Raw genomic sequence first — 18,149 nt, 5'->3', positions numbered from 1 at the left:
CCGACGGCGCCCCTGGCGCGCGTTCGGCGCGCGCGGCGCGGAAGGCGGCCAGCGCGGCGGCCTCGCCGGGGAGTTGCCCGTCGGCCGACGGGGCCGGCGCGGCCAGCGTCGCGAGGGAGGCGGCGAGCCGTTCGGCACGTTCCCGGGCCACCGGGTCGACGGTCGCCGGCGGCTCTCCGCGCAGCATCCGCTCCGCTGTCCCGCGGTCCAGCCACCCGCCCTGTTTGTCGGCCATCACATGTCCTTCTGCGTCCGCGCGCCGCTGTGCGTCACCATCGCGGACGTCACCGCACGGCCGCGCGGTTCTCGCCGGGCGGGCGGCACACGGAACCCGGCGGTCGTGTCCGGGTCGTCGCCGAGCAGTTCGGCCAGCCGTTTCAGGCCGCGGTGCGCGGCGGTGCGGACGGCCCCCGGGCGTTTGCCCAGCGTCTTCGCGGCCGTCTTGGCGTCCAGGCCGACCACCACCCGCAGGACGACGGCCTCGGCCTGGTCCTGGGGCAGCGCGGCGATCAGGGAGAGGGTGGTGCCGGTGGTGAGCGCCTCGATGGCCTCACCCGCGGTGTCCGACGGGGCGGCCCGGCCGGTCAGTTCCGTCTCGTCGCCGCCGATCAGGGGGCGGCGCCCGCGCATCCGTATGTGGTCCAGCGCGCGGTTGCGGGCGATCGTGGCGGCCCAGCCGCGGAACCGGTCCGCGTCGCCGTGGAACCGGTGCAGGTCGCGGGTGATCTGCAGCCACGCCTCGGAGGCCACGTCCTCGGCGTCGGATTCGCCGACGAGTGTGCGGACGTAGCCGAGCAGCCGTGGGTGCACCGCGCGGTACACGGTCCGGAACGCGGTCTCGTCCCCGTCCTGTGCCGCGTGTACGGCGGCGGTCAGCTCCGCGTCGTCCCCCAGCACCGCGCGCGCCTCTCTTTGCGCCTGACTCTCCGTGGGTGGTGCGGTCGTCTACCGCAGCTCGGGACGGGGGCACCGCCCTCCGCACTCCGGCGCGAAAGGCACGTTACGTCGTGAAACCGGTCCCCGTCCATGCCCGGAGGACCGGCCGTACAAGACGCAACTAAGCCGTGACGCGCGGGGGTGTGACACGCGGCGCGCGCCCGGCGCAGTAGGAGGTACGGGCCGCCGCGCGGCCCGTACCGCGCGACGGCCGGGGTCTCTCCTGTGGGGGGTGGCGGCCCCGGCCGTCTCCGTGGTTCCCCCCTCGCCGGCCCGATCGGTCCCGCGTCCCCGCGGACGAGCCGTTCCCTGCGGGCCGGACGGCACACCTCTCCTCTCCCGCGCCGCTCCAGGACGCGCCCCCTGCCGCTCCACCCGCCGGAAAGGCTCGGTGAACCGCTGCGGAGCGGGGGGCGTAGTGGGACCGAGCCCGCCGCTCCCTGAGGAGATTCCCATGCCGACGAATCGTTCTACGACTGGCGTTTCCGCAGCACGCAAGGCCGCGAAACGGCCTGATGACCTGTACGCGACTCTGTTGAACTGGTACCCGAAGGGCAAGCTGCCCGGCAAAGGCGTCTTCGTGGCGGTAGAGGGGCTCAAGCAACCCATCTCCGTCTACAACCTGCTGTCCGCTCTCACGCACGAGGGGTGGGTGAATGAGCCGAACGCCGCACTGCGCGCGGCGTTGGAGAAGCACGGCCTGAAGCCCTACCAGGACGAGAAGGGCAGGTGGCGAATACCCAACCCCAACCCCAACCCGCGCGTGAGACACGACGACGATGTGTACGCGACCGCCTTGAACAACCGGGACATAGGCGACCTGCCCACCAGGAACAGCGTGCCGGACACTGTGCCCGGGGTGAAGGATCCCGTCCACACCTACTTCTTGCTGCACACCCTCAGAAATTACGGGTGGGTGAAGAAGCCGAAGGAGTCGTTGTTCGCGGCGCTGGCCAGACATGGCCTGCATCTCTCCTGGAACGAGGAGCAGAAGAGGTGGAAACTGCCGTCGGCCAAGGGAAAGTCCGCGGCCCCCGAGGCACAGATGACCACCGATGAGCGGCAGTGGCTGCAGAGGGCTGCCACTCAGATCTACGCCAACTACCGGCAGGTGCTGCCCCAGCTGCCGGAGCAGCCCCCGCCGGGACTGGTGGTCGCGGTGGACGCGGAGGGGTTGGTACCGGAGTCGGGATCAGGCCTCGACGTGGCCGTGACCGTTCCCGAGCACACGGGCACGGAGCCGGTGCCGGCATCCCTGAGGGGAATCACACTCCTCATCGATCCCGGCCTGGACGAGGACTTCGCTGAACTGCGCGACATGTTCATGAGGGAGGGCTTCACCGAAATGCAAGTGGACCTGGCCCGCGGTGCGCAGGAGATGCTCTGGGACTCGGAGTTCGGCTCCGCCGCCGGCACGGACGTCCCTTCGCTCTTCCCGGACATGCCCGGCCAGGCCGCGGCCGGGTACCAGTACACCGCCCCGCAGTGGCAGTCCGTGCCGCCCCCCGCCCCCCAGGACCCGTACCAGTACACCGCCACACAGTGGCAGCCCGCACCACCCACCGCCCCCCAGAACCCGTACCAGTACACCGCCACACAGTGGCAGCCCGCACCACCCACCGCCCCCCAGAACCCATACCAGTACACCGCCACACAGTGGCAGCCCACACCACCCACCGCCCCCCAGAACCTGATCGCCACCTACGCCCACATGTACCCCGATGCCCAGAACAGCGCATCAGGCAGCGCCCACCCTTCCGCCCCCTCCGAATACCAGACAGGGAACATACAGCCAACAAAAGGACGCAGACACTGAACGAGCGCCCGCGGCCTCGATGCCGCGGGCGCCGGGTGACGGGCTCGGCACCACCCGCCCCCACCGCGTCGGACCGCCCACGCCGTCGGCACCGTCGGCACCCTGGACGCCGAGCTGCCGGGCGAGCCGCCTCAGCCCCGGTGGGCGGTGGTGCGCACCGCACCGCGCCGGGACGTCCGCCGGGGACGCGGGCGGCGGGCGGGCCGTCCAGGCCGACGACGGCCCGCGGCGGCACCGCCTCCGCCCGGTCGCGGGCCGGCCCGCGCGCACGGCCGAGGCGGCCGGGCCGCACGATCCGGTGCGCGACCGCGAAGGCGGCCCCGTCGCCCTCCCGGGCCGGTGCCACGGTCGCGCCCGGTTCCCCGTCGTACGCGGGTGTCCGGCGCCGTTCCCCTCCCTGGCCCCGCCCCCGGCCCAGGAACCGTCCCCGTCCGTGCCCCGCCGGTCCCCGCCGGTCCCCGCCGTGCCCGCGGCTCCGCGGTCGTCGGCGTCCGGCTCCACCGGGGCGTCACCGGCGTGGGCGTGCCCCGCTGCTCACCGGGCGGCCGTCGCCTCCCGGCACAGCAGCCGCAGCGAGCCGTGGCCGGCGTAGCAGCGGCGGGCCTCGTCGATCGGGTCCCACAGGCGGCCGTCCGGGGTGCGCACCCAGTGGTCGCCGCCGCCCGCCCACCACTCGCCGCCGCTCTCGCGGACGATCACCTCACCGGCGTAGGCGCCCAGGCCGCGCAGCACGGTCCGCACCGCCTCGTACGGCGCCTCCTCGCGGCGGATGCCCTCGATCGTCCGGTCGACGCGCCACAGGCTCTGCGCCGAGTGGTCGAGGCGCGTCCGGGCCCCCTCGCGCAGGGCCGTCACCGCGTCCGCCGCCCACCGCACCGGCCGGGCGGCGGCGGAGGGCCTGGCCCCCGGCGCCGTCGCTGTCGTCGCCGTACTGATCCAAGTCGTCACACCGGCAGCAGCGCCGCCCGGTGGCCTTTCGTCACCCGGACCGGGACGGCTCCCCGCGATCGGCGCGAAACCGCCACACCGTGTCCCCGATGATCACGAAGGCACCACACCCAGCCGGTCCAGGAGACGGAAGAACAGGTCCTCGGCGCTGTCGGCGTCCTCGGCCGAGGGTTCGGCCGTCAGTACGCCGAGCAGGTCGCCGGGTTCGGCCGGGTGCCCGGCCTCGGCGGCCCAGGCGGCGGCCCGCGCCGCGGCGTCGGGCGGCTCCAGGAAGTAGTCCTCCAGGGTCAGGCCGTTCTGCTCGGCGCCCAGGTACCCGGCCATCGCCGCCCGCCCCAGGCAGGTCGTCCACGCCCCGCTCCGCGGTGCCGCCGCCTCCACGACCGCGCAGGCGCTGTCCATGACGTACCCGAACAGCGCGGGCGCGCCGGTCCGCGCGGCCAGGTCGTTCATGTTGCCGACGCCCGACTCGCCCGGGTACTCCCACACCTGCCAGCCGCCCGGCGCGGACGCGCGCAGGGTCATGCCGTCCTCGGCGCCGGGCAGCGCGCCCAGTGCGGCGAGCGGCCGCTCGGCGCGGCCCACGACGAGATACCCCCAGTAGCCCATGTCCGGCTCCCCCGTGTTCCGTTCGGCTCGTCCACAGACCACCACAGTCCGGAGGAGTTCGCAGCAACTCCCGGACGATTCCCGCGCCGTTCCGGTCCGGAACGGCGCGGGAACCGCCACGGACGCGCGGGCGTACGCGGGTCAGTCCAGCCGGCCGGCCAGCGCGCGGAACTCCGTCCAGGACAATTCCGGGTCGTCCGGGTCCCAGAGCTTCTGGACGGTCGCCGCCAGCGGCAGCCGGATGCCGGCCGCGACCTGGTCCTCGGTCTGGGCGCTCGGGTAGTCGCCCCAGACGGCGAAGCTGCCGCCGAGGATCTGGTCGTCGTACTCGGCGCCGACCGGCTCGGTGCCGCGGATCACGCGCGGGGTCCACTGCTCGTAGATCCGCTCGCCGGTCGGGTAGACGAAGGTCTGCGGCTGGCCGAGCACGTAGTAGAGGAACTCGTCGTTGTAGTTGACGACCTTGCGGCCCTCGGCGAGGTACTCGGCCGGCTGGCGGGCGCCGATCTCCTTGCCGGTCCAGTAGGCGACCAGGATGTCGTCGGCCGCCGCGGGGTCGCTGTCCTCGAAGAAGCCGTCGTTCCAGGCCCGCGGGGTGCGGTCGTTCTTCTGGACGGTGGCGGCGCGGTCGTTGAGCCAGCCCGCGGTGAGGTCCTCGACGGTGGCGCCGGAGCCGTACTTCTCGCGGGCCGCGGCGGCGAGCTGCGGGTAGGAGGCCTCCGGGTCGGAGGCGGTCAGCGCCTGGTACTCGTCGCCGCCCAGGTGCCACTGGCCGCCGGGGAAGAGGTCGGAGTACTCGTCGATCAGGTCGTCGACGATCTCGGCGGCCCCGGGCTCGGAGATGTCGATCGCGCCCCGGGTCGCGGTGCCCTGCGCGTCACGCAGCTGGAGGTCGGGGTGGGCGGCGATGACGGCGCCGAGGTGGCCGGGCGAGTCGATCTCGGGGACGACGGTGATGTGCCGCTCCCGCGCCAGCGCGACGATCTCCTTGACCTGCGCCTTGGTGAGGTGGTCGGCGGAGACGACCTCCGGGTGCGAGGAGGACTCGATGCGAAAGCCCTGGTCGTCGGAGAAGTGCAGCCCCAGTTCGTTGTACTTCAGGTCGCCCAGCTCCCGGATCCGGTCCTTGATCCAGTCGGCCGAGTAGTGCTTGCGGGCGATGTCCAGCATGAACCCGCGCCGCTCCTTGGCGGGCTCGTCCCGCACGACCCCCTCGGGCGCGGCGCCGTCCCCCCGGACCGCCTGCTTCAGGGTCCGGGTGCCGTAGAAGACGCCGCTCTCGCCGGGCGCGCTGACGGTGACCCGCCCGTCGCGCACGGTCATGGTGTACGACTCGCTCCCGGCGCCCTCGGTGTCCTTGGTCTCCAGTCGCAGGTCCCCGGTTTTCTCGTCGTCCCGCTGTCCCGCGTACGTCAGCCCCAGCTCGCCCGCGATGAGCCTGCCCTCGTCGGCGAGGGCGGCGTCGGAGACGACGACCCGGTGGCCGTCGGCGGGCTTCCAGCCCGGTCCGCGCGCCGGGGTGTGGTCGCGTACGGCGGGTATGGTGCGGGGTTCGCCGGACAGGGCGTAGGAGCGGCTCGGTGCCGGGCTGGGCGAGGGCGAGGCCGCCGAGAGCCCCTCGGCGGAGCGGCCCGGCGGCCCCGCGGACCTCCCGTCGCAGGCCCACAGTCCCGCGCCGAGCGCGACGATCGCCGTCCCGGCGGCCACCGCCCGCCGCCCCACCTTCTGCCTCGCCGGTATACGGCGTCCGTGCCGACTCACAGGGCCAACCTACGGCCGGTGCCGACGGGAAACGTCCAGCACCTGTTCTGAAACTCTCCCGTTCGGGTGAAATTCAGGCATCGCTCGGACATGTCATGCCCTCACTCGCTAACGTGACGCCACACAATTCGCACGAGCCCCTGCCGACACACACGTGACGCACAAGGACCCACGCTGTCTGCGCACCGTCTTCCAGAGTCCCCCGGCCGGGTGGCCATACCCGTACCGGCCCAAACCCGTACCACTCCGACCCGCTTGCACCTCTTCAACACCGCGAGCCCCCAGGACGCCGTCGGCACCCTCCTCACCTGCCTGCGCTGTGCCCCCTGGGCCCACCGCGTCACCGCCCACCGCCCCTACCCCGACCTCCGCGCCCTGCTCGCGGCGGCCGACGAGGCCTCCTACGATCTGGGCGCCGAGGACCTGGCCGAGGCCCTGGCGGCGGAGTCCCTGCCCGCCTTCCCCGAGGGCACGTACGCGGCGGCCGGTACGGCCCTGCGGGCGGCCCACGCCGCCTACGAGTCCCGATTCGGACACGCGTTCGTCATCTGTCTCGACGGAATCCCCGGGGACGAGCGCCTGGACCACGTCCTGACGGCCGTCCGGTCACGATTGGCGAACGATCCGGAGGAGGAGAGGACGGTCGCCGCGGACGAACTCCGGCGTCTGGCCGGGGAGCGGCTGAAGGAGGTCCTCGGGGGCCCGGGGCGGTGACGGCGCGGCTCTGGCGCGGGGCGCGACCGGCCGCCGGCCCCCCGCACCCGGCGTCCAGGACGAGCCGCCCGCCCCCGCCGGCGGCGGTACTCCGTTGCGTGCAACTTTGATCACACCGGTAGGCCCCCTGTAAGAACGGCCGCGACGGCTGGCTACGATGCTGGGGGCCGGTGGACCGTACCCGGCCGGGCCCACCGACAGAGAAGCCGGCGCGGCCCCAACCCCCGCTCCCGGAGGAAACTTCCGTGCCGGCTGGAACGCTGTACCGCGGCCGGGAAGGAATGTGGTCCTGGGTGGCTCACCGAGTCACCGGCGTCCTCATCTTCTTCTTCCTGTTCGTACACGTGCTGGACACCGCTCTCGTGCGTGTCTCCCCCGAGGCCTACGACAAGGTCGTGGCCACGTACAAGTCGCCGATCGTCGCGCTGCTGGAGTACGGCCTCGTCGCCGCCATCCTCTTCCACGCGCTCAACGGTCTGCGCGTCATCGCCGTCGACTTCTGGATCAAGGGCGCCCGCTACCAGAAGCAGATGCTCTGGTCCGTCGTCGCCGTGTGGCTGGTGCTGATGATCGGGGCCCTGTACCCCGTCCTCGGCCACGCCGCCCGTGAACTGTTCGGGAGCTGACGCAGATGTCCACGACTGAAACCGCCTCCGGGGCCGGCCCCGTCGAGGGTTCCTCCGTCTACACGGTCGACAACCCCGCGCCGCTCATCGAGCCGCCGCGCAAGCGCACCAAGAAGTCCCCGAAGTCCACCCGGGGCAACTTCGAGATGCACGGCTGGCTGTTCATGCGCCTGTCCGGTGTGGTGCTGGTCGTCCTGGTCCTCGGCCACCTGCTGATCCAGCTGGTGCTCGACGGCGGCGTCTCCAAGATCGGCTTCGCCTTCGTGGCGGGCCGCTGGGCGTCCCCGTTCTGGCAGGTCTGGGACCTGCTGATGCTGTGGCTGGCGATGCTGCACGGCGCCAACGGCCTGCGCACGGTCATCAACGACTACGCGGAGCGCCCGAACACGCGCCTGTGGCTCAAGGGCCTGCTCTACACCGCCACGGTGTTCACCATCCTGCTGGGCACGCTGGTGATCTTCACCTTCGACCCGAACATCCGCTAGGCACGGGGCTGCGAATCCATGAAGGTACACAAGTACGACACCGTCATCGTCGGCGCCGGTGGCGCCGGTATGCGGGCCGCCATCGAGGCGACCAAGCGCAGCCGCACGGCCGTCCTGACGAAGCTCTACCCCACCCGCTCCCACACGGGCGCCGCGCAGGGCGGCATGGCCGCCGCGCTGGCCAACGTGGAGGAGGACAACTGGGAGTGGCACACCTTCGACACGGTCAAGGGCGGCGACTACCTGGTCGACCAGGACGCCGCCGAGATCCTGGCGAAGGAGGCCATCGACTCCGTCCTCGACCTGGAGAAGATGGGCCTGCCGTTCAACCGGACCCCGAACGGCACCATCGACCAGCGCCGCTTCGGCGGTCACTCCCGCAACCACGGCGAGGCCCCGGTCCGCCGGTCCTGCTACGCCGCGGACCGCACCGGCCACATGATCCTCCAGACGCTGTACCAGAACTGCGTCAAGGAGGGCGTGGAGTTCTTCAACGAGTTCTACGTCCTGGACCAGATCATGACCGAGGTCGACGGCGTCAAGAAGTCCGCCGGCGTGGTCGCCTACGAGCTGGCCACCGGCGAGGTCCACGTCTTCCACGCCAAGTCCGTGATCTACGCGTCCGGCGGCACCGGCAAGTTCTTCAAGGTGACCTCCAACGCGCACACCCTCACCGGCGACGGCCAGGCGGCCTGCTACCGGCGCGGACTGCCGCTGGAGGACATGGAGTTCTTCCAGTTCCACCCGACCGGCATCTGGCGCATGGGCATCCTGCTCACCGAGGGCGCCCGCGGCGAGGGCGGCATCCTGCGCAACAAGGACGGCGAGCGCTTCATGGAGAAGTACGCGCCCGTCATGAAGGACCTGGCCTCGCGCGACGTGGTGTCGAGGTCCATCTACACGGAGATCCGCGAGGGCCGCGGCTGCGGTCCCGAGGGCGACCACGTCTACCTGGACCTCACCCACCTCCCGCCGGAGCAGCTCGACGCCAAGCTGCCCGACATCACCGAGTTCGCCCGTACGTACCTCGGCATCGAGCCGTACACGGACCCGATCCCGATCCAGCCCACCGCGCACTACGCGATGGGCGGCATCCCGACCAACGTCCAGGGCGAGGTCCTGGCGGACAACACCACCGTCGTCCCCGGTCTGTACGCGGCCGGCGAGGTCGCCTGCGTGTCGGTGCACGGCGCCAACCGCCTGGGCACCAACTCGCTGCTCGACATCAACGTCTTCGGCAAGCGGGCGGGCATCGCGGCGGCCGAGTACGCGCACTCGGCGGACTTCGTCGAGCTGCCGCAGAGCCCCGAGTCCCTGGTCGTCGAGCAGATCGAGCGGCTGCGCACCTCCACCGGCAGCGAGCGGGTCTCGGAGCTGCGCCGCGAGCTGCAGGAGACCATGGACGCCAACGTGATGGTGTTCCGCACCGAGCAGACCATCAAGACGGCGGTCGAGAAGATCGGCGAGCTGCGCGCCCGCTACAAGAACGTCTCGATCCAGGACAAGGGCAAGCGGTTCAACACCGACCTCCTGGAGGCCGTCGAGCTGGGCAACCTGCTCGACCTGGCCGAGGTCATGGCCGTCTCCGCGCTGGCCCGCAAGGAGTCGCGCGGCGGTCACTACCGCGAGGACTACCCCAACCGCGACGACGTGAACTTCATGCGCCACACCATGGCGTACCGCGAGGTCGGCGACGACGGCACCGAGTCCATCCGTCTCGACTACAAGCCGGTCGTCCAGACCCGCTACCAGCCGATGGAGCGTAAGTACTGATGGCTACCCCTGTTCTGGACAAGGCGGACGCGGCCGGATCGCCCGAGCCCGGTTTCGCCGACTCCCCCTACATCACCGTCACGGTCCGCGTGCGCCGGTTCAACCCGGAGGTCGCGGCCGAGGCGACCTGGGAAGACTTCCAGCTGGAGATGGACCCCAAGGAGCGCGTCCTGGACGCCCTCCACAAGATCAAGTGGGAACTGGACGGCACCCTCACCTTCCGCCGCTCCTGCGCCCACGGCATCTGCGGGTCCGACGCGATGCGGATCAACGGCAAGAACCGCCTCGCCTGCAAGACGCTGATCAAGGACATCAGCCCCGAGAAGCCGATCACGGTCGAGCCCATAAAGGGCCTGACGGTCCTCAAGGACCTGGTCGTCGACATGGAGCCGTTCTTCCAGGCGTACCGGGACGTGATGCCCTTCCTGATCACGAAGGACACCAACGAGCCGACGCGCGAGCGCCTGCAGTCCGCCGAGGACCGCGAGCGGTTCGACGACACCACCAAGTGCATCCTGTGCGCCGCGTGCACGTCGTCCTGCCCGGTGTTCTGGAACGACGGCCAGTACTTCGGCCCGGCCGCGATCGTCAACGCCCACCGCTTCATCTTCGACTCGCGCGACGAGGCCGGCGAGCAGCGGCTGGAGATCCTCAACGACCGCGACGGCGTCTGGCGCTGCCGCACGACCTTCAACTGCACGGACGCCTGCCCGCGCGGCATCGAGGTCACCAAGGCCATCGCGGAGGTGAAGCGAGCGCTGATCACGCGCCGCTTCTGACGTCCGTCGGCCGCGCGCCGGTGAGGGCCCCGTCTCCGCTGGAGACGGGGCCCTTCGGCATATGCCACACCGTCGGGTGAACGGCGCTCACCCCGCCTCCGGGATGCCCCCCGGCCTACGATGATGCTCTCGACACCAGCCCACAGGAGGCACGCGATGTCCGCAGCATCCGTCGAGCGGCCCTACCACGAGCGTCCGCTGATCACGCAGGCGAACCGTCTCATGGACCGCCTCCCGGGCTACCGCGTCGAGATCATCGGAGGCCAGCTCCTCGTGTCCCCGCCGCCGGACGGCCCGCACGCCGTCGCTCTGACCGACCTCATGCTGCCCTTCCTGACCGCCGGACTGCACGGCGCGCGTTCGAAGGTGCTCCAGGGTGTCGGCCTCTGGCTCCCCACCGGGACCGAGGACTACGCGATCCCGGACCTCGCCGTGGTGGACGCCGACCTCCATGACCACCTCATCGAGAACAACTCCTACGACCCCGTCTGCTTCCGCCTGGTCCTGGAGGTCACCTCCAGCAACTACCGCGCGGACCTGCGCACCAAGGTCGCCGCCTACGCCAACGCCAAGATCCCCGTCTACGTCATCGTGGACCGCGAGCACGACCGCCTCCACGTCCTCGCCGACCCCGACGGCGCCGACTACGCCGCCCACCGCGTCCACTCCCCCGGCGAGCGCGTCACCCTCCCCGACTCCCTCGGCGCCGAGGTCACCCTCGACGTCGCCGAGATCCTTGCCGCCGGACGGCCCAATCCCGCACCCGGCGAGGACTGACAATCAGCCGTTTTGGGCGATGATCGGCCTACCCTGACGCCATGTCAGGTGACGAATCGTACGAACTGCTCGGGTTCGACAACGTGCTGCTGCCCGTCGGGGACCTCGGCGAGGCGGTGGAGTTCTACGAGCGGGCCGGGTTCACCGTGGGGTTCCGGTTCGACGAGGGCGGGATCGCGCTGCTGAGGGCCGGCAAGGAGACGCCCGGCATCCTGCTGCGCCACGAGGACGGGTTCGGACACCGGCCGCCGCCGTGGCCCTCGCCGCGCGTCTGGCTGGAGGTGCCGGACGCCAGGGCCGCCGCGCGGGCGCTGGCGGACGCCGGGGTCGAACCGTACGACGAGCCCTTCTCCAGCGCCACCGGATGGACGGTCGAGTTCGCCGACCCCTGGGGCAACGTGATCGGGCTGACCGACTACCGCAAGCGGCCCCAGCTCGCCCGCCGCGCGTGACGCGGGCCACCCGCCCCTTGAGTTGAACACGTTCAAAAGCAGGTCTAGAGTCTGCCCCGTCAGCGTTTTGAACGCGTTCAAGAAGGGGTGGGGCATGGACCGCACCGTCATCGCCTACGTCATCTACCTGGCCGTCAGCATCGGGCTGACCATCTGGGTGGCCCGTACGCTCAGCCGCAACGGGCGGGTCTTCCTCGCCGACGTGCTGCACGGCGACGAGAAGCTCGCCGACGCGGTCAACCACCTCCTGGTGGTCGGCTTCTACCTCGTCAACCTCGGCTTCGTCGCCCTCTACCTCAGCGGCGAGGAGACCATCACCGACACCCGCGGCGTCTTCGAGGCGCTGTCGGCCAAGCTGGGCGTGGTGCTGCTGGTCCTCGGCGTGATGCACCTGGGCAACGTGTACGTCCTCAACCGCATCCGGCGGCGCGGGGTGATGGAGCGGGAGCAGACGCCGCCGGTGCCGCCGCAGGGCTGGGTGGCTCCGACGGTCGGGCACTGAGCCGGTGCCGCCCGAGACGGCCGCCGTACCCGTACGGCGGCTCACCGTCCTCTACGACGCCGAGTGCGCGCTGTGCGCCTTCGTACGGGACTGGCTGACGCGGCAGCCGCAGCTGGTGGAGCTGGAGCCGGTGCCCGCCGGGTCCGCCGAGGCCCGCCGCCGGTTCCCCGGCCTCGACCACGCCGCCGCCCTCGACGAGATCACCGTCGTCGGGGACGGCGGGCAGGTCTACCGGTCCGCCGCCGCCTGGGTCGTCGTGCTGTGGGCGCTGCGCGGGCACCGGCCGCTCGCCCACCGGCTCAGCACCCCCTCGGGGCTGCGGCTGGCCAAGGGCGCGGTGCTGGCCGCCGCCAAGTGGCGGGGCGCCCCGTGGGGCGGCCAGGTGTACCGCCGGTGCGACGGCTGGACGTACGACCCGCGCGCGGGCTGGACGTACACCGCGCCGGGCTGTGCCGACGGGTCCCGCGCCACTGGCTAGGCTGCGGACGTGCCCGCGAAGAACGACGGCCCCGGTGACGGAGCCCACCCCAGCAAGTCCGAGCAGACCCGCGCCCTGATCCTGGAGACGGCGATGCGGCTGTTCCAGGAGCGGGGCTACGACAGGACCACCATGCGGGCCATCGCCCAGGAGGCCGGGGTCTCCGTCGGCAACGCCTACTACTACTTCGCCGGCAAGGAACACCTCATCCAGGGCTTCTACGACCGGATCGCCGCCGAGCACCAGGTGGCGGTCCGGGACGTGCTGGCGCGGGAGACCGACCTGGAGGCCCGGCTGGCGGGCGTGCTGAAGGTGTGGCTGGACATCGCGGCGCCGTACCACGAGTTCGCGGTGCAGTTCTTCAAGAACGCCGCCGACCCGGACAGCCCGCTCAGCCCGTTCTCCCCGGAGTCGGAGCACGCGCGCGTGGAGGCCATCAGCGTGCACCGGGCGGTGCTGGCCGGGGCGAGGACCAAGGTGCCCCAGGAGCTGCGGGACATCCTGCCGGAGCTGATGTGGCTGTCCCAGATGGGGCTCGTCCTGTACTGGATCTTCGACCGGACCGAGGGGCGCGAGCGCAGCTACCGGCTCGCCGAGCGCGGCGCCCGGCTGACCGCGCGGGGCGTCGTGCTCGCCCGGTTCCGGGTGCTGCGCCCGCTGGTGCGCGAGGTGCACGAGCTGTTCACGGACTTCCTGCCGGGGATGACGGCGGCACTGCCCGACCCCGGCGGGAGGCGGCGGCGCCCGTCGGACGGGGCCGGTTGACCGTGCCCGCCTCCGGCCCGCCCCGGCCGGCGTCCCGAGCGGCGGCTGCGCCCGGTCGGTGCCGGCCGCTCACCGTGGACGCCGAGGGGGCGCCGGCGGTGCGCGCCGGCGGGTCGGGGCCGCGGCGGGTGGCCGGCGGCCCGGTGACGGACGTAGGGGTGCACGGCCCCGGCGAACGCGCCGGTGCGGCCCGGGGCCGGCGGTCGCGCGGGGCGCGGTGCGCGCGCACGGCGGGGAGGCGGGCGTGCGGGCCGCGCCGGGCGAGGGGCCGGCGGTGACGGTGGTCCCGCCCGCCCGCCCGCGCGGCGGAGTCAGGCCTGGCGGGAGGCGAGTTCGATCACGGTGACGTCGGACTCGGCTCCCACGCGCGTGGGCGGTCCCCAGGCGCCCGCGCCCCGGCTGACGTAGAGCTGGGTGTCGCCGTAGCGCTCCAGGCCGGCCACGGTCGGGTTGGCGGCGGCGGCCAGGAGCGGGCCGGGCCAGAGCTGGCCGCCGTGGGTGTGGCCGGAGAGCTGGAGGTCGACGCCGTGGTCGACGGCGTCGTGGATCATCACCGGCTGGTGGGCGAGGAGCACACAGGCGCGGCTGCGGTCGCGGTCGCCGAGGGCGCGCTCGTAGTCGGGGCCCCGGCCCTCGTCCTCGCCGCTGATGTCGTTGACGCCGGCCAGGTCGAAGTGGGGCAGTTCGGTACGGGCGTTCTCCAGGGGCAGCAGCCCCAGGCGCCGTACCTCCTCCACCCACTGCTCGGCGCCGGAGAAGTACTCGTGGTTGCCGGTGACGAAGTACGCGCCGTGCCGGGCGCGGAGCCGCGCGAGCGGCGCGGCGGCGGGGCCGAGGTCCTTGACGCTGCCGTCGACCAGGTCGCCGACGACCGCTATCAGGTCGGGCTGGGTGCCGTTGACCGTGTCGACGACCTTCTGCGCGAAGCCCCGGCCGAGGACCGGGCCGAGGTGGATGTCGCTGACCACGGTGATCCGGAACCCGTGCGCGGCGCGCGGCAGCTTGGCCAGCGGCACGGTGACGCGTTTGACCGTCGGCCCGTTCAGCACGCCGTACGTCCCGTACCCCACCGTTGCGGCGGCCACCGCGGCGGCGGCCCCGCCGACGACCCGGGAGACGAAGAGACGCCGGGAGGGGGCGGCGAGGGGGGTGGCGGAGGCGGGCGTGGGGGCGGTGGGGGTGGCGGGGGTGGGGGCGGTCCCGGGCCCGGGGGGCGCCGAGGGCGCGGCCTGCCCGGCCGCCGCACCGGCTGTGGCGGCCGTGCCGTCACCGCCCGCGGGCGGGGCATCGGCCCCTGCGGACGGGGCGCCACCGCCGGCGGACGGGACATCGGCCCCCTCTGACGGAGCGCCACCGCCCACGGAGGGGGTGCCGGCCCCCGCCGTCGTGCGCTCCGCCGCCCCGTCGGCGCCGGGGTCCGGGGTGGGCGCGGGCGCGCGTTTCGCGGCCCGGCGCTCCAGCAGGAGCCGCAGCGGCGGCCGTACCGCCTCCCCCGCCAGCAGCGCCAGCAGCAGGTAGACCGAGAGGGCCATCCACAGGAAGCCCGGCCAGCCCAGCGTCCGCTGGAGCCAGAACGGAGCGCCCGAGCGCTCGGCGACCAGCGCGCCGACGGCCAGCAGCCAGCCGCCGGCGACCAGTACCGCGCCCGCCCGGCGCACGCCGCCCGCGCGCCCGGTCGTGTCGCGGAACAGGCGCCGCCACACATACCAGTTGGCCGCCACCAGGACGCCCACCACCAGCAACGCGGCCAGCGCGAAGACGATCACCATCGTGCCCCTGTCCCACCCCTCGTGAAATCGCGACTATGACGTGCGGCGCAGTGCGCGCAGACCGCGCAACCCGATGAGCCCGACGACCGTCCCCAGTACGAAGGAGACCACCGCCAGCAGCAGGTGGACCCAGAAGTACGCCGTGGGGTCGCCGTCCTCGAACGCGAGCCCGCTGCTGTCCTTGGCGAGATTCTTGACGAAAGTGATCCAGATGATCCAGCTCCACACCCCGAAGGCGAGCAGGAACCAGGAGACGGGACGGCTGAGCTTCATGCAGCCAGTATCGCCGCCGCGTGTCCGGTTCCGTGTCCGGGGTGGGGAGGCGGGTGGGACACCACGGGGGACGGACGGTACGTTCTCGACCGTGCCCGCACCCAAGAAGACCGTCCGGCGATCATTGCTGGTCACTCCCGCCGTCCTGACCACCGTTTCGGCCCTCGCGCTGGCCTCACCGGTCGCGTACGCGGCTCCGAGCCCGGATGCCTCGGCGAGCCCCTCCGTCACACCCCCGGCGAACATGTCGTCGGTGGGCGGCGCCCGCCTCGGGCAGCCGGGGACGCAGGTCAATCTCGCCGCCGGTGTGCCCGTGCTGCCCAAGGAGGTCACCGCCCGCTCCTGGATCGTCTCCGACGCCGAGTCCGGCGAGGTCCTGGCCTCGCACAACGCCCACTGGCAGCTGGCCCCGGCGTCCACCCTGAAGATGCTGTTCGCCGACACGCTGCTGCCGCGGTTCCCGAAGACCACCGAGCACAAGGTCGCCCTTTCCGACCTGGAGGGCATCGGCTCCGGCTCCAGCATGGTCGGCATCAAGGAGAACGAGACGTACACCGTGCACGACCTGTGGCTCGGTGTCTTCCTGCGCTCCGGCAACGACGCCGTGCACGTGCTGTCCGCGATGAACGGCGGCGTGGACGAGACGGTCGCGGACATGAACGAGCACGCCGAGGAGCTCCAGGCCCTCGACACCCACGTGGTCAGCCCCGACGGGTACGACGCCCCCGGCCAGGTCTCCTCCGCGTACGACCTGACCCTGTTCGCCCGCTCCGGGCTGCAGAAGGCGGACTTCCGCGAGTACTGCTCGACGGTCAGCGCGAAGTTCCCGGGCGAGACGACGAAGAACAAGAAGGGCAAGACGGTCCGCGAGTCCTTCGAGATACAGAACACCAACCGGCTGCTGACCGGCGACTACGACATAGAGCAGTACGAGGGCATCGCCGGCGTCAAGAACGGCAACACCACCAACGCGGGCGCCACCTTCACCGGGGTCGCCGAACGCGACGGCAAGGTGCTCCTGGTCACGGTCATGAACCCGGAGAAGAACGACCACAACGAGGTCTACAAGGAGACCGCCGAGCTCTTCGACTGGGGGTTCGAGGCGGCCGGCAAGGTCGAGCCGGTGGGCGAGCTGGTGGCCCCGAAGGGTGCCGGGTCGAGCGCCTCCCCGGCGACGGGCGGGGGCGGGGCCGGCGACAGCGGCGACGCGGCCATGGGCACCACGCCCGTCGGTGCCGCCGCCGCGGGCGGCTCCGGCGGCATCGGCATGGCGCTGGCCGTCACCGGCGGGGCGCTGGTGCTGCTCGCGGGCGCCGCGTTCCTGGTCAACCGCCGGTGGCCGCTGCCGGATCTGGTGCGCCGCCGGGACCGTCCGTGAGTGCGGCGCGTCCGGTCTCCTTGCCGCCCGTCGCCGTCCAGGAGGCGCAGAACAGGACCAGCTTCGAGGTGAAGTTGATCCACAGCAGCAGGGCGACGGGCACGCCGAACGCGCCGTACATGCTCTTCGCGGCCACGCCCCGCACATAGCCGCTCAGCAGCAGCTTGAGCAGTTCAAAGCCGACCGCGCCGATCAGCGCCGCCACCAGCAGGCGGCGGCGCTCGGGCTCGGCGCCGGGCAGCAGGGTCAGGACGTAGAGCAGGACCAGGAAGTCGGCGAGTACGGCGACGGCGAACGCCGCGATGTGCAGCAGCACCCCGCCGACGCCGCCGTCGTCCATGCCCAGGCGCCGGACGAGCCAGCCGGCCAGCGCGGAGGCGACGGTGGAGAGGGCGAGGGTGACCAGCAGCGCGCCGCCGAAGCCGATCAGGATGCCGCCGTCCTTGGCCCGGTGCAGGAGGGGGTTGTCCTCCTCGTCGGGCAGTTCCCACACCGCCCGCAGACAGCCCCGGGTCGAGTCGACCCAGTTCATGCCGGTGAGCAGCAGCAGGGCGGCGGCGATCACCCCGACGGTGCCGGCGTTCGCCGCCAGCCCCTCGATGTCCAACTGGTCCCCGAGGCCGGGGAACTGGTCGGTGATCGCGTCCTGGACCTCCTTCTGCTGCCGCTCGCTGAGCGTGGCGGCGGTGATCGCGGCGCCCAGCGAGAGCAGCGGGAACAGCGCGACGAAGCTGGTGAAGGTCATGGCGGCGGCCAGCCGCGTCCACTTCACCCGGTCCAGCCGCTCGTACGACCGCCACGCGTGCGTGGCCATCAGCCGCGCCGCCCACGGGCCCACTACGGGAAGCCTTTTCAGCCAGTCCATGGTCCGTCTCTGCCCCCGGTCGGGAAAACCAGTGTCCTTGTGCCCCAGAAACGCAGCAGTGTGGCCAGGGCCATGCCGATTCCCGCTCCGGAGACCGTGTCGGCGCGCTGCGAGGTGAGGCCGAGGCCGTAGTGGCTGACGGCGAGGCAGAGGAGTTGTACGGCGGCCCCGGCGAGGTTCACCGCGAGGAAGACGGCGTACGGGCGCGGGCCCCGGGGGCGGGTGTGCCGGTAGGTGAACAGGGCGTTGCCGGCGTACGCCACCGAGCAGCCGGCGACGAAGGCGAGCGCCTTGGCGAGGAGCGGGCCGAGTCCGGCCGGTCCGCGCAGGCAGCTGAAGAGGGTGAGGTCGACGGCGTAGGCGAGCAGGCCGACGGAGGCGAAGCCGACGAGCTCCCGGCGGTTGCCGGGCGCACTCGCCCTGCCACCGGACGCGCTCACCGC

General features: G+C 72.4%; 20 protein-coding genes and 2 pseudogenes. 12 read left to right on the top strand and 10 right to left on the bottom strand.

The window, feature by feature from the left end; all coding sequences use genetic code 11:
• Positions 1-235, bottom strand: a pseudogene (locus tag ACY1JF_RS01965) (hypothetical protein); the annotation flags it as partial.
• Positions 235-897 carry an RNA polymerase sigma factor gene (locus ACY1JF_RS01960; RefSeq protein WP_462703171.1) on the bottom strand — a complete coding sequence of 221 codons (663 nt, stop codon included), beginning with the start codon at positions 895-897 and terminating at the stop codon, positions 235-237. The gene ACY1JF_RS01960 and the pseudogene ACY1JF_RS01965, both read right to left, overlap by 1 nt.
• Before the next feature lie 493 nt (positions 898-1,390).
• Between ACY1JF_RS01960 and ACY1JF_RS01955 the strand changes: the two genes are divergently transcribed.
• Positions 1,391-2,752: a hypothetical protein gene (locus ACY1JF_RS01955; protein ID WP_462703170.1), complete on the top strand. Its 1,362-nt coding sequence runs from the start codon at positions 1,391-1,393 to the stop codon at positions 2,750-2,752.
• 102 nt (positions 2,753-2,854) lie between these two features.
• Here ACY1JF_RS01955 and ACY1JF_RS01950 read toward each other — a convergent pair.
• The 4 genes and pseudogenes from ACY1JF_RS01950 to ACY1JF_RS01935 form a co-directional block, all read right to left on the bottom strand.
• Positions 2,855-3,170: pseudogene (locus tag ACY1JF_RS01950) on the bottom strand (hypothetical protein); the annotation flags it as partial.
• Between the two features lie 116 nt (positions 3,171-3,286).
• Entirely contained in the window at positions 3,287-3,700 is a 414-nt protein-coding gene (locus tag ACY1JF_RS01945) for a hypothetical protein (protein WP_462703169.1), read from the bottom strand.
• 93 nt (positions 3,701-3,793) lie between these two features.
• On the bottom strand, positions 3,794-4,309 hold the full coding sequence (locus ACY1JF_RS01940; RefSeq protein WP_462703168.1) for a hypothetical protein: 516 nt from the start codon (positions 4,307-4,309) through the stop codon (positions 3,794-3,796).
• A gap of 141 nt (positions 4,310-4,450) precedes the next feature.
• A complete protein-coding gene (locus ACY1JF_RS01935; RefSeq protein WP_462703167.1) occupies positions 4,451-6,070 on the bottom strand; it encodes a beta-N-acetylhexosaminidase in 1,620 nt (539 codons plus the stop codon).
• Positions 6,071-6,244: 174 nt separating this feature from the next.
• On the opposite strand from ACY1JF_RS01935, the gene ACY1JF_RS01930 reads away from it, so the two are divergent.
• From ACY1JF_RS01930 to ACY1JF_RS01885, 10 genes are all read left to right on the top strand, one after another.
• Positions 6,245-6,784, top strand: a complete 540-nt coding sequence (locus tag ACY1JF_RS01930) for a 2-oxo-4-hydroxy-4-carboxy-5-ureidoimidazoline decarboxylase (protein WP_462703187.1) — start codon at positions 6,245-6,247, stop codon at positions 6,782-6,784.
• A gap of 245 nt (positions 6,785-7,029) precedes the next feature.
• Complete coding sequence (gene sdhC / locus ACY1JF_RS01925; protein ID WP_462703166.1) at positions 7,030-7,410, top strand: succinate dehydrogenase, cytochrome b556 subunit; 381 nt, start codon at positions 7,030-7,032, stop codon at positions 7,408-7,410.
• A 5-nt stretch (positions 7,411-7,415) separates the two neighbouring features.
• Positions 7,416-7,895, top strand: coding sequence for a succinate dehydrogenase hydrophobic membrane anchor subunit (locus ACY1JF_RS01920; RefSeq protein ID WP_462703165.1), 480 nt, complete (start codon positions 7,416-7,418; stop codon positions 7,893-7,895).
• Between the two features lie 18 nt (positions 7,896-7,913).
• Positions 7,914-9,668, top strand: coding sequence for a succinate dehydrogenase flavoprotein subunit (gene sdhA / locus ACY1JF_RS01915; protein ID WP_462703164.1), 1,755 nt, complete (start codon positions 7,914-7,916; stop codon positions 9,666-9,668).
• The gene (locus ACY1JF_RS01910; protein WP_462703163.1) at positions 9,668-10,447 is read left to right on the top strand and encodes a succinate dehydrogenase iron-sulfur subunit; all 780 of its coding nucleotides are present in this window, start codon (positions 9,668-9,670) and stop codon (positions 10,445-10,447) included. The genes sdhA and ACY1JF_RS01910 overlap by 1 nt, the downstream gene beginning before the upstream one ends.
• Before the next feature lie 156 nt (positions 10,448-10,603).
• A complete protein-coding gene (locus ACY1JF_RS01905; RefSeq protein WP_462703162.1) occupies positions 10,604-11,224 on the top strand; it encodes a Uma2 family endonuclease in 621 nt (206 codons plus the stop codon).
• Between the two features lie 41 nt (positions 11,225-11,265).
• The gene (locus ACY1JF_RS01900) at positions 11,266-11,676 is read left to right on the top strand and encodes a VOC family protein (RefSeq protein WP_462703161.1); all 411 of its coding nucleotides are present in this window, start codon (positions 11,266-11,268) and stop codon (positions 11,674-11,676) included.
• Between the two features lie 94 nt (positions 11,677-11,770).
• On the top strand, positions 11,771-12,178 hold the full coding sequence (locus ACY1JF_RS01895) for a hypothetical protein (RefSeq protein WP_462703160.1): 408 nt from the start codon (positions 11,771-11,773) through the stop codon (positions 12,176-12,178).
• Positions 12,179-12,182: 4 nt separating this feature from the next.
• Positions 12,183-12,656: a thiol-disulfide oxidoreductase DCC family protein gene (locus ACY1JF_RS01890; RefSeq protein WP_462703159.1), complete on the top strand. Its 474-nt coding sequence runs from the start codon at positions 12,183-12,185 to the stop codon at positions 12,654-12,656.
• Positions 12,657-12,665: 9 nt separating this feature from the next.
• On the top strand, positions 12,666-13,421 hold the full coding sequence (locus tag ACY1JF_RS01885) for a TetR family transcriptional regulator (protein WP_462703158.1): 756 nt from the start codon (positions 12,666-12,668) through the stop codon (positions 13,419-13,421).
• 311 nt (positions 13,422-13,732) lie between these two features.
• Here ACY1JF_RS01885 and ACY1JF_RS01880 read toward each other — a convergent pair whose 3' ends face one another.
• The gene (locus ACY1JF_RS01880) at positions 13,733-15,190 is read right to left on the bottom strand and encodes a metallophosphoesterase (protein ID WP_462703157.1); all 1,458 of its coding nucleotides are present in this window, start codon (positions 15,188-15,190) and stop codon (positions 13,733-13,735) included.
• A gap of 33 nt (positions 15,191-15,223) precedes the next feature.
• Positions 15,224-15,463, bottom strand: coding sequence for an SCO4848 family membrane protein (locus ACY1JF_RS01875; protein WP_361157258.1), 240 nt, complete (start codon positions 15,461-15,463; stop codon positions 15,224-15,226).
• 91 nt (positions 15,464-15,554) lie between these two features.
• Here ACY1JF_RS01875 and ACY1JF_RS01870 point away from each other — a divergent pair, with 91 nt between their 5' ends.
• Complete coding sequence (locus tag ACY1JF_RS01870; protein WP_462703156.1) at positions 15,555-16,841, top strand: D-alanyl-D-alanine carboxypeptidase family protein; 1,287 nt, start codon at positions 15,555-15,557, stop codon at positions 16,839-16,841.
• Here ACY1JF_RS01870 and ACY1JF_RS01865 read toward each other — a convergent pair.
• Together ACY1JF_RS01865 and ACY1JF_RS01860 are read right to left on the bottom strand one after the other, a co-directional pair.
• Complete coding sequence (locus ACY1JF_RS01865) at positions 16,789-17,706, bottom strand: YihY/virulence factor BrkB family protein (protein WP_462703155.1); 918 nt, start codon at positions 17,704-17,706, stop codon at positions 16,789-16,791. The two genes, ACY1JF_RS01870 and ACY1JF_RS01865, sit on opposite strands and share 53 nt — an antisense overlap.
• Positions 17,694-18,146, bottom strand: a complete 453-nt coding sequence (locus tag ACY1JF_RS01860) for a GtrA family protein (protein WP_462703154.1) — start codon at positions 18,144-18,146, stop codon at positions 17,694-17,696. The genes ACY1JF_RS01865 and ACY1JF_RS01860 overlap by 13 nt, the downstream gene beginning before the upstream one ends.
• Positions 18,147-18,149 lie beyond the last annotated feature (3 nt).

The organism is Streptomyces sp. SYSU D01066-1 (assembly GCF_054956795.1).
Note: the sequence above shows the minus strand (reverse complement) of the source record. Positions and strands in the feature narration are given on the sequence as shown.

What these genes read in the sequence shown, in the direction of transcription:
- ACY1JF_RS01895 (WP_462703160.1), top strand. Translation starts at nt 11,771, where the DNA reads ATGGACCGCACCGTCATCGCCTACGTCATCTACCTGGCCGTCAGCATC.
- ACY1JF_RS01875 (WP_361157258.1), bottom strand. Translation starts at nt 15,463, where the DNA reads ATGAAGCTCAGCCGTCCCGTCTCCTGGTTCCTGCTCGCCTTCGGGGTG.
- ACY1JF_RS01865 (WP_462703155.1), bottom strand. Translation starts at nt 17,706, where the DNA reads ATGGACTGGCTGAAAAGGCTTCCCGTAGTGGGCCCGTGGGCGGCGCGG.
- ACY1JF_RS01880 (WP_462703157.1), bottom strand. Translation starts at nt 15,190, where the DNA reads ATGGTGATCGTCTTCGCGCTGGCCGCGTTGCTGGTGGTGGGCGTCCTG.
- ACY1JF_RS01900 (WP_462703161.1), top strand. Translation starts at nt 11,266, where the DNA reads ATGTCAGGTGACGAATCGTACGAACTGCTCGGGTTCGACAACGTGCTG.
- sdhA (WP_462703164.1), top strand. Translation starts at nt 7,914, where the DNA reads ATGAAGGTACACAAGTACGACACCGTCATCGTCGGCGCCGGTGGCGCC.
- ACY1JF_RS01955 (WP_462703170.1), top strand. Translation starts at nt 1,391, where the DNA reads ATGCCGACGAATCGTTCTACGACTGGCGTTTCCGCAGCACGCAAGGCC.
- ACY1JF_RS01940 (WP_462703168.1), bottom strand. Translation starts at nt 4,309, where the DNA reads ATGGGCTACTGGGGGTATCTCGTCGTGGGCCGCGCCGAGCGGCCGCTC.
- ACY1JF_RS01905 (WP_462703162.1), top strand. Translation starts at nt 10,604, where the DNA reads ATGTCCGCAGCATCCGTCGAGCGGCCCTACCACGAGCGTCCGCTGATC.
- ACY1JF_RS01910 (WP_462703163.1), top strand. Translation starts at nt 9,668, where the DNA reads ATGGCTACCCCTGTTCTGGACAAGGCGGACGCGGCCGGATCGCCCGAG.
- ACY1JF_RS01920 (WP_462703165.1), top strand. Translation starts at nt 7,416, where the DNA reads ATGTCCACGACTGAAACCGCCTCCGGGGCCGGCCCCGTCGAGGGTTCC.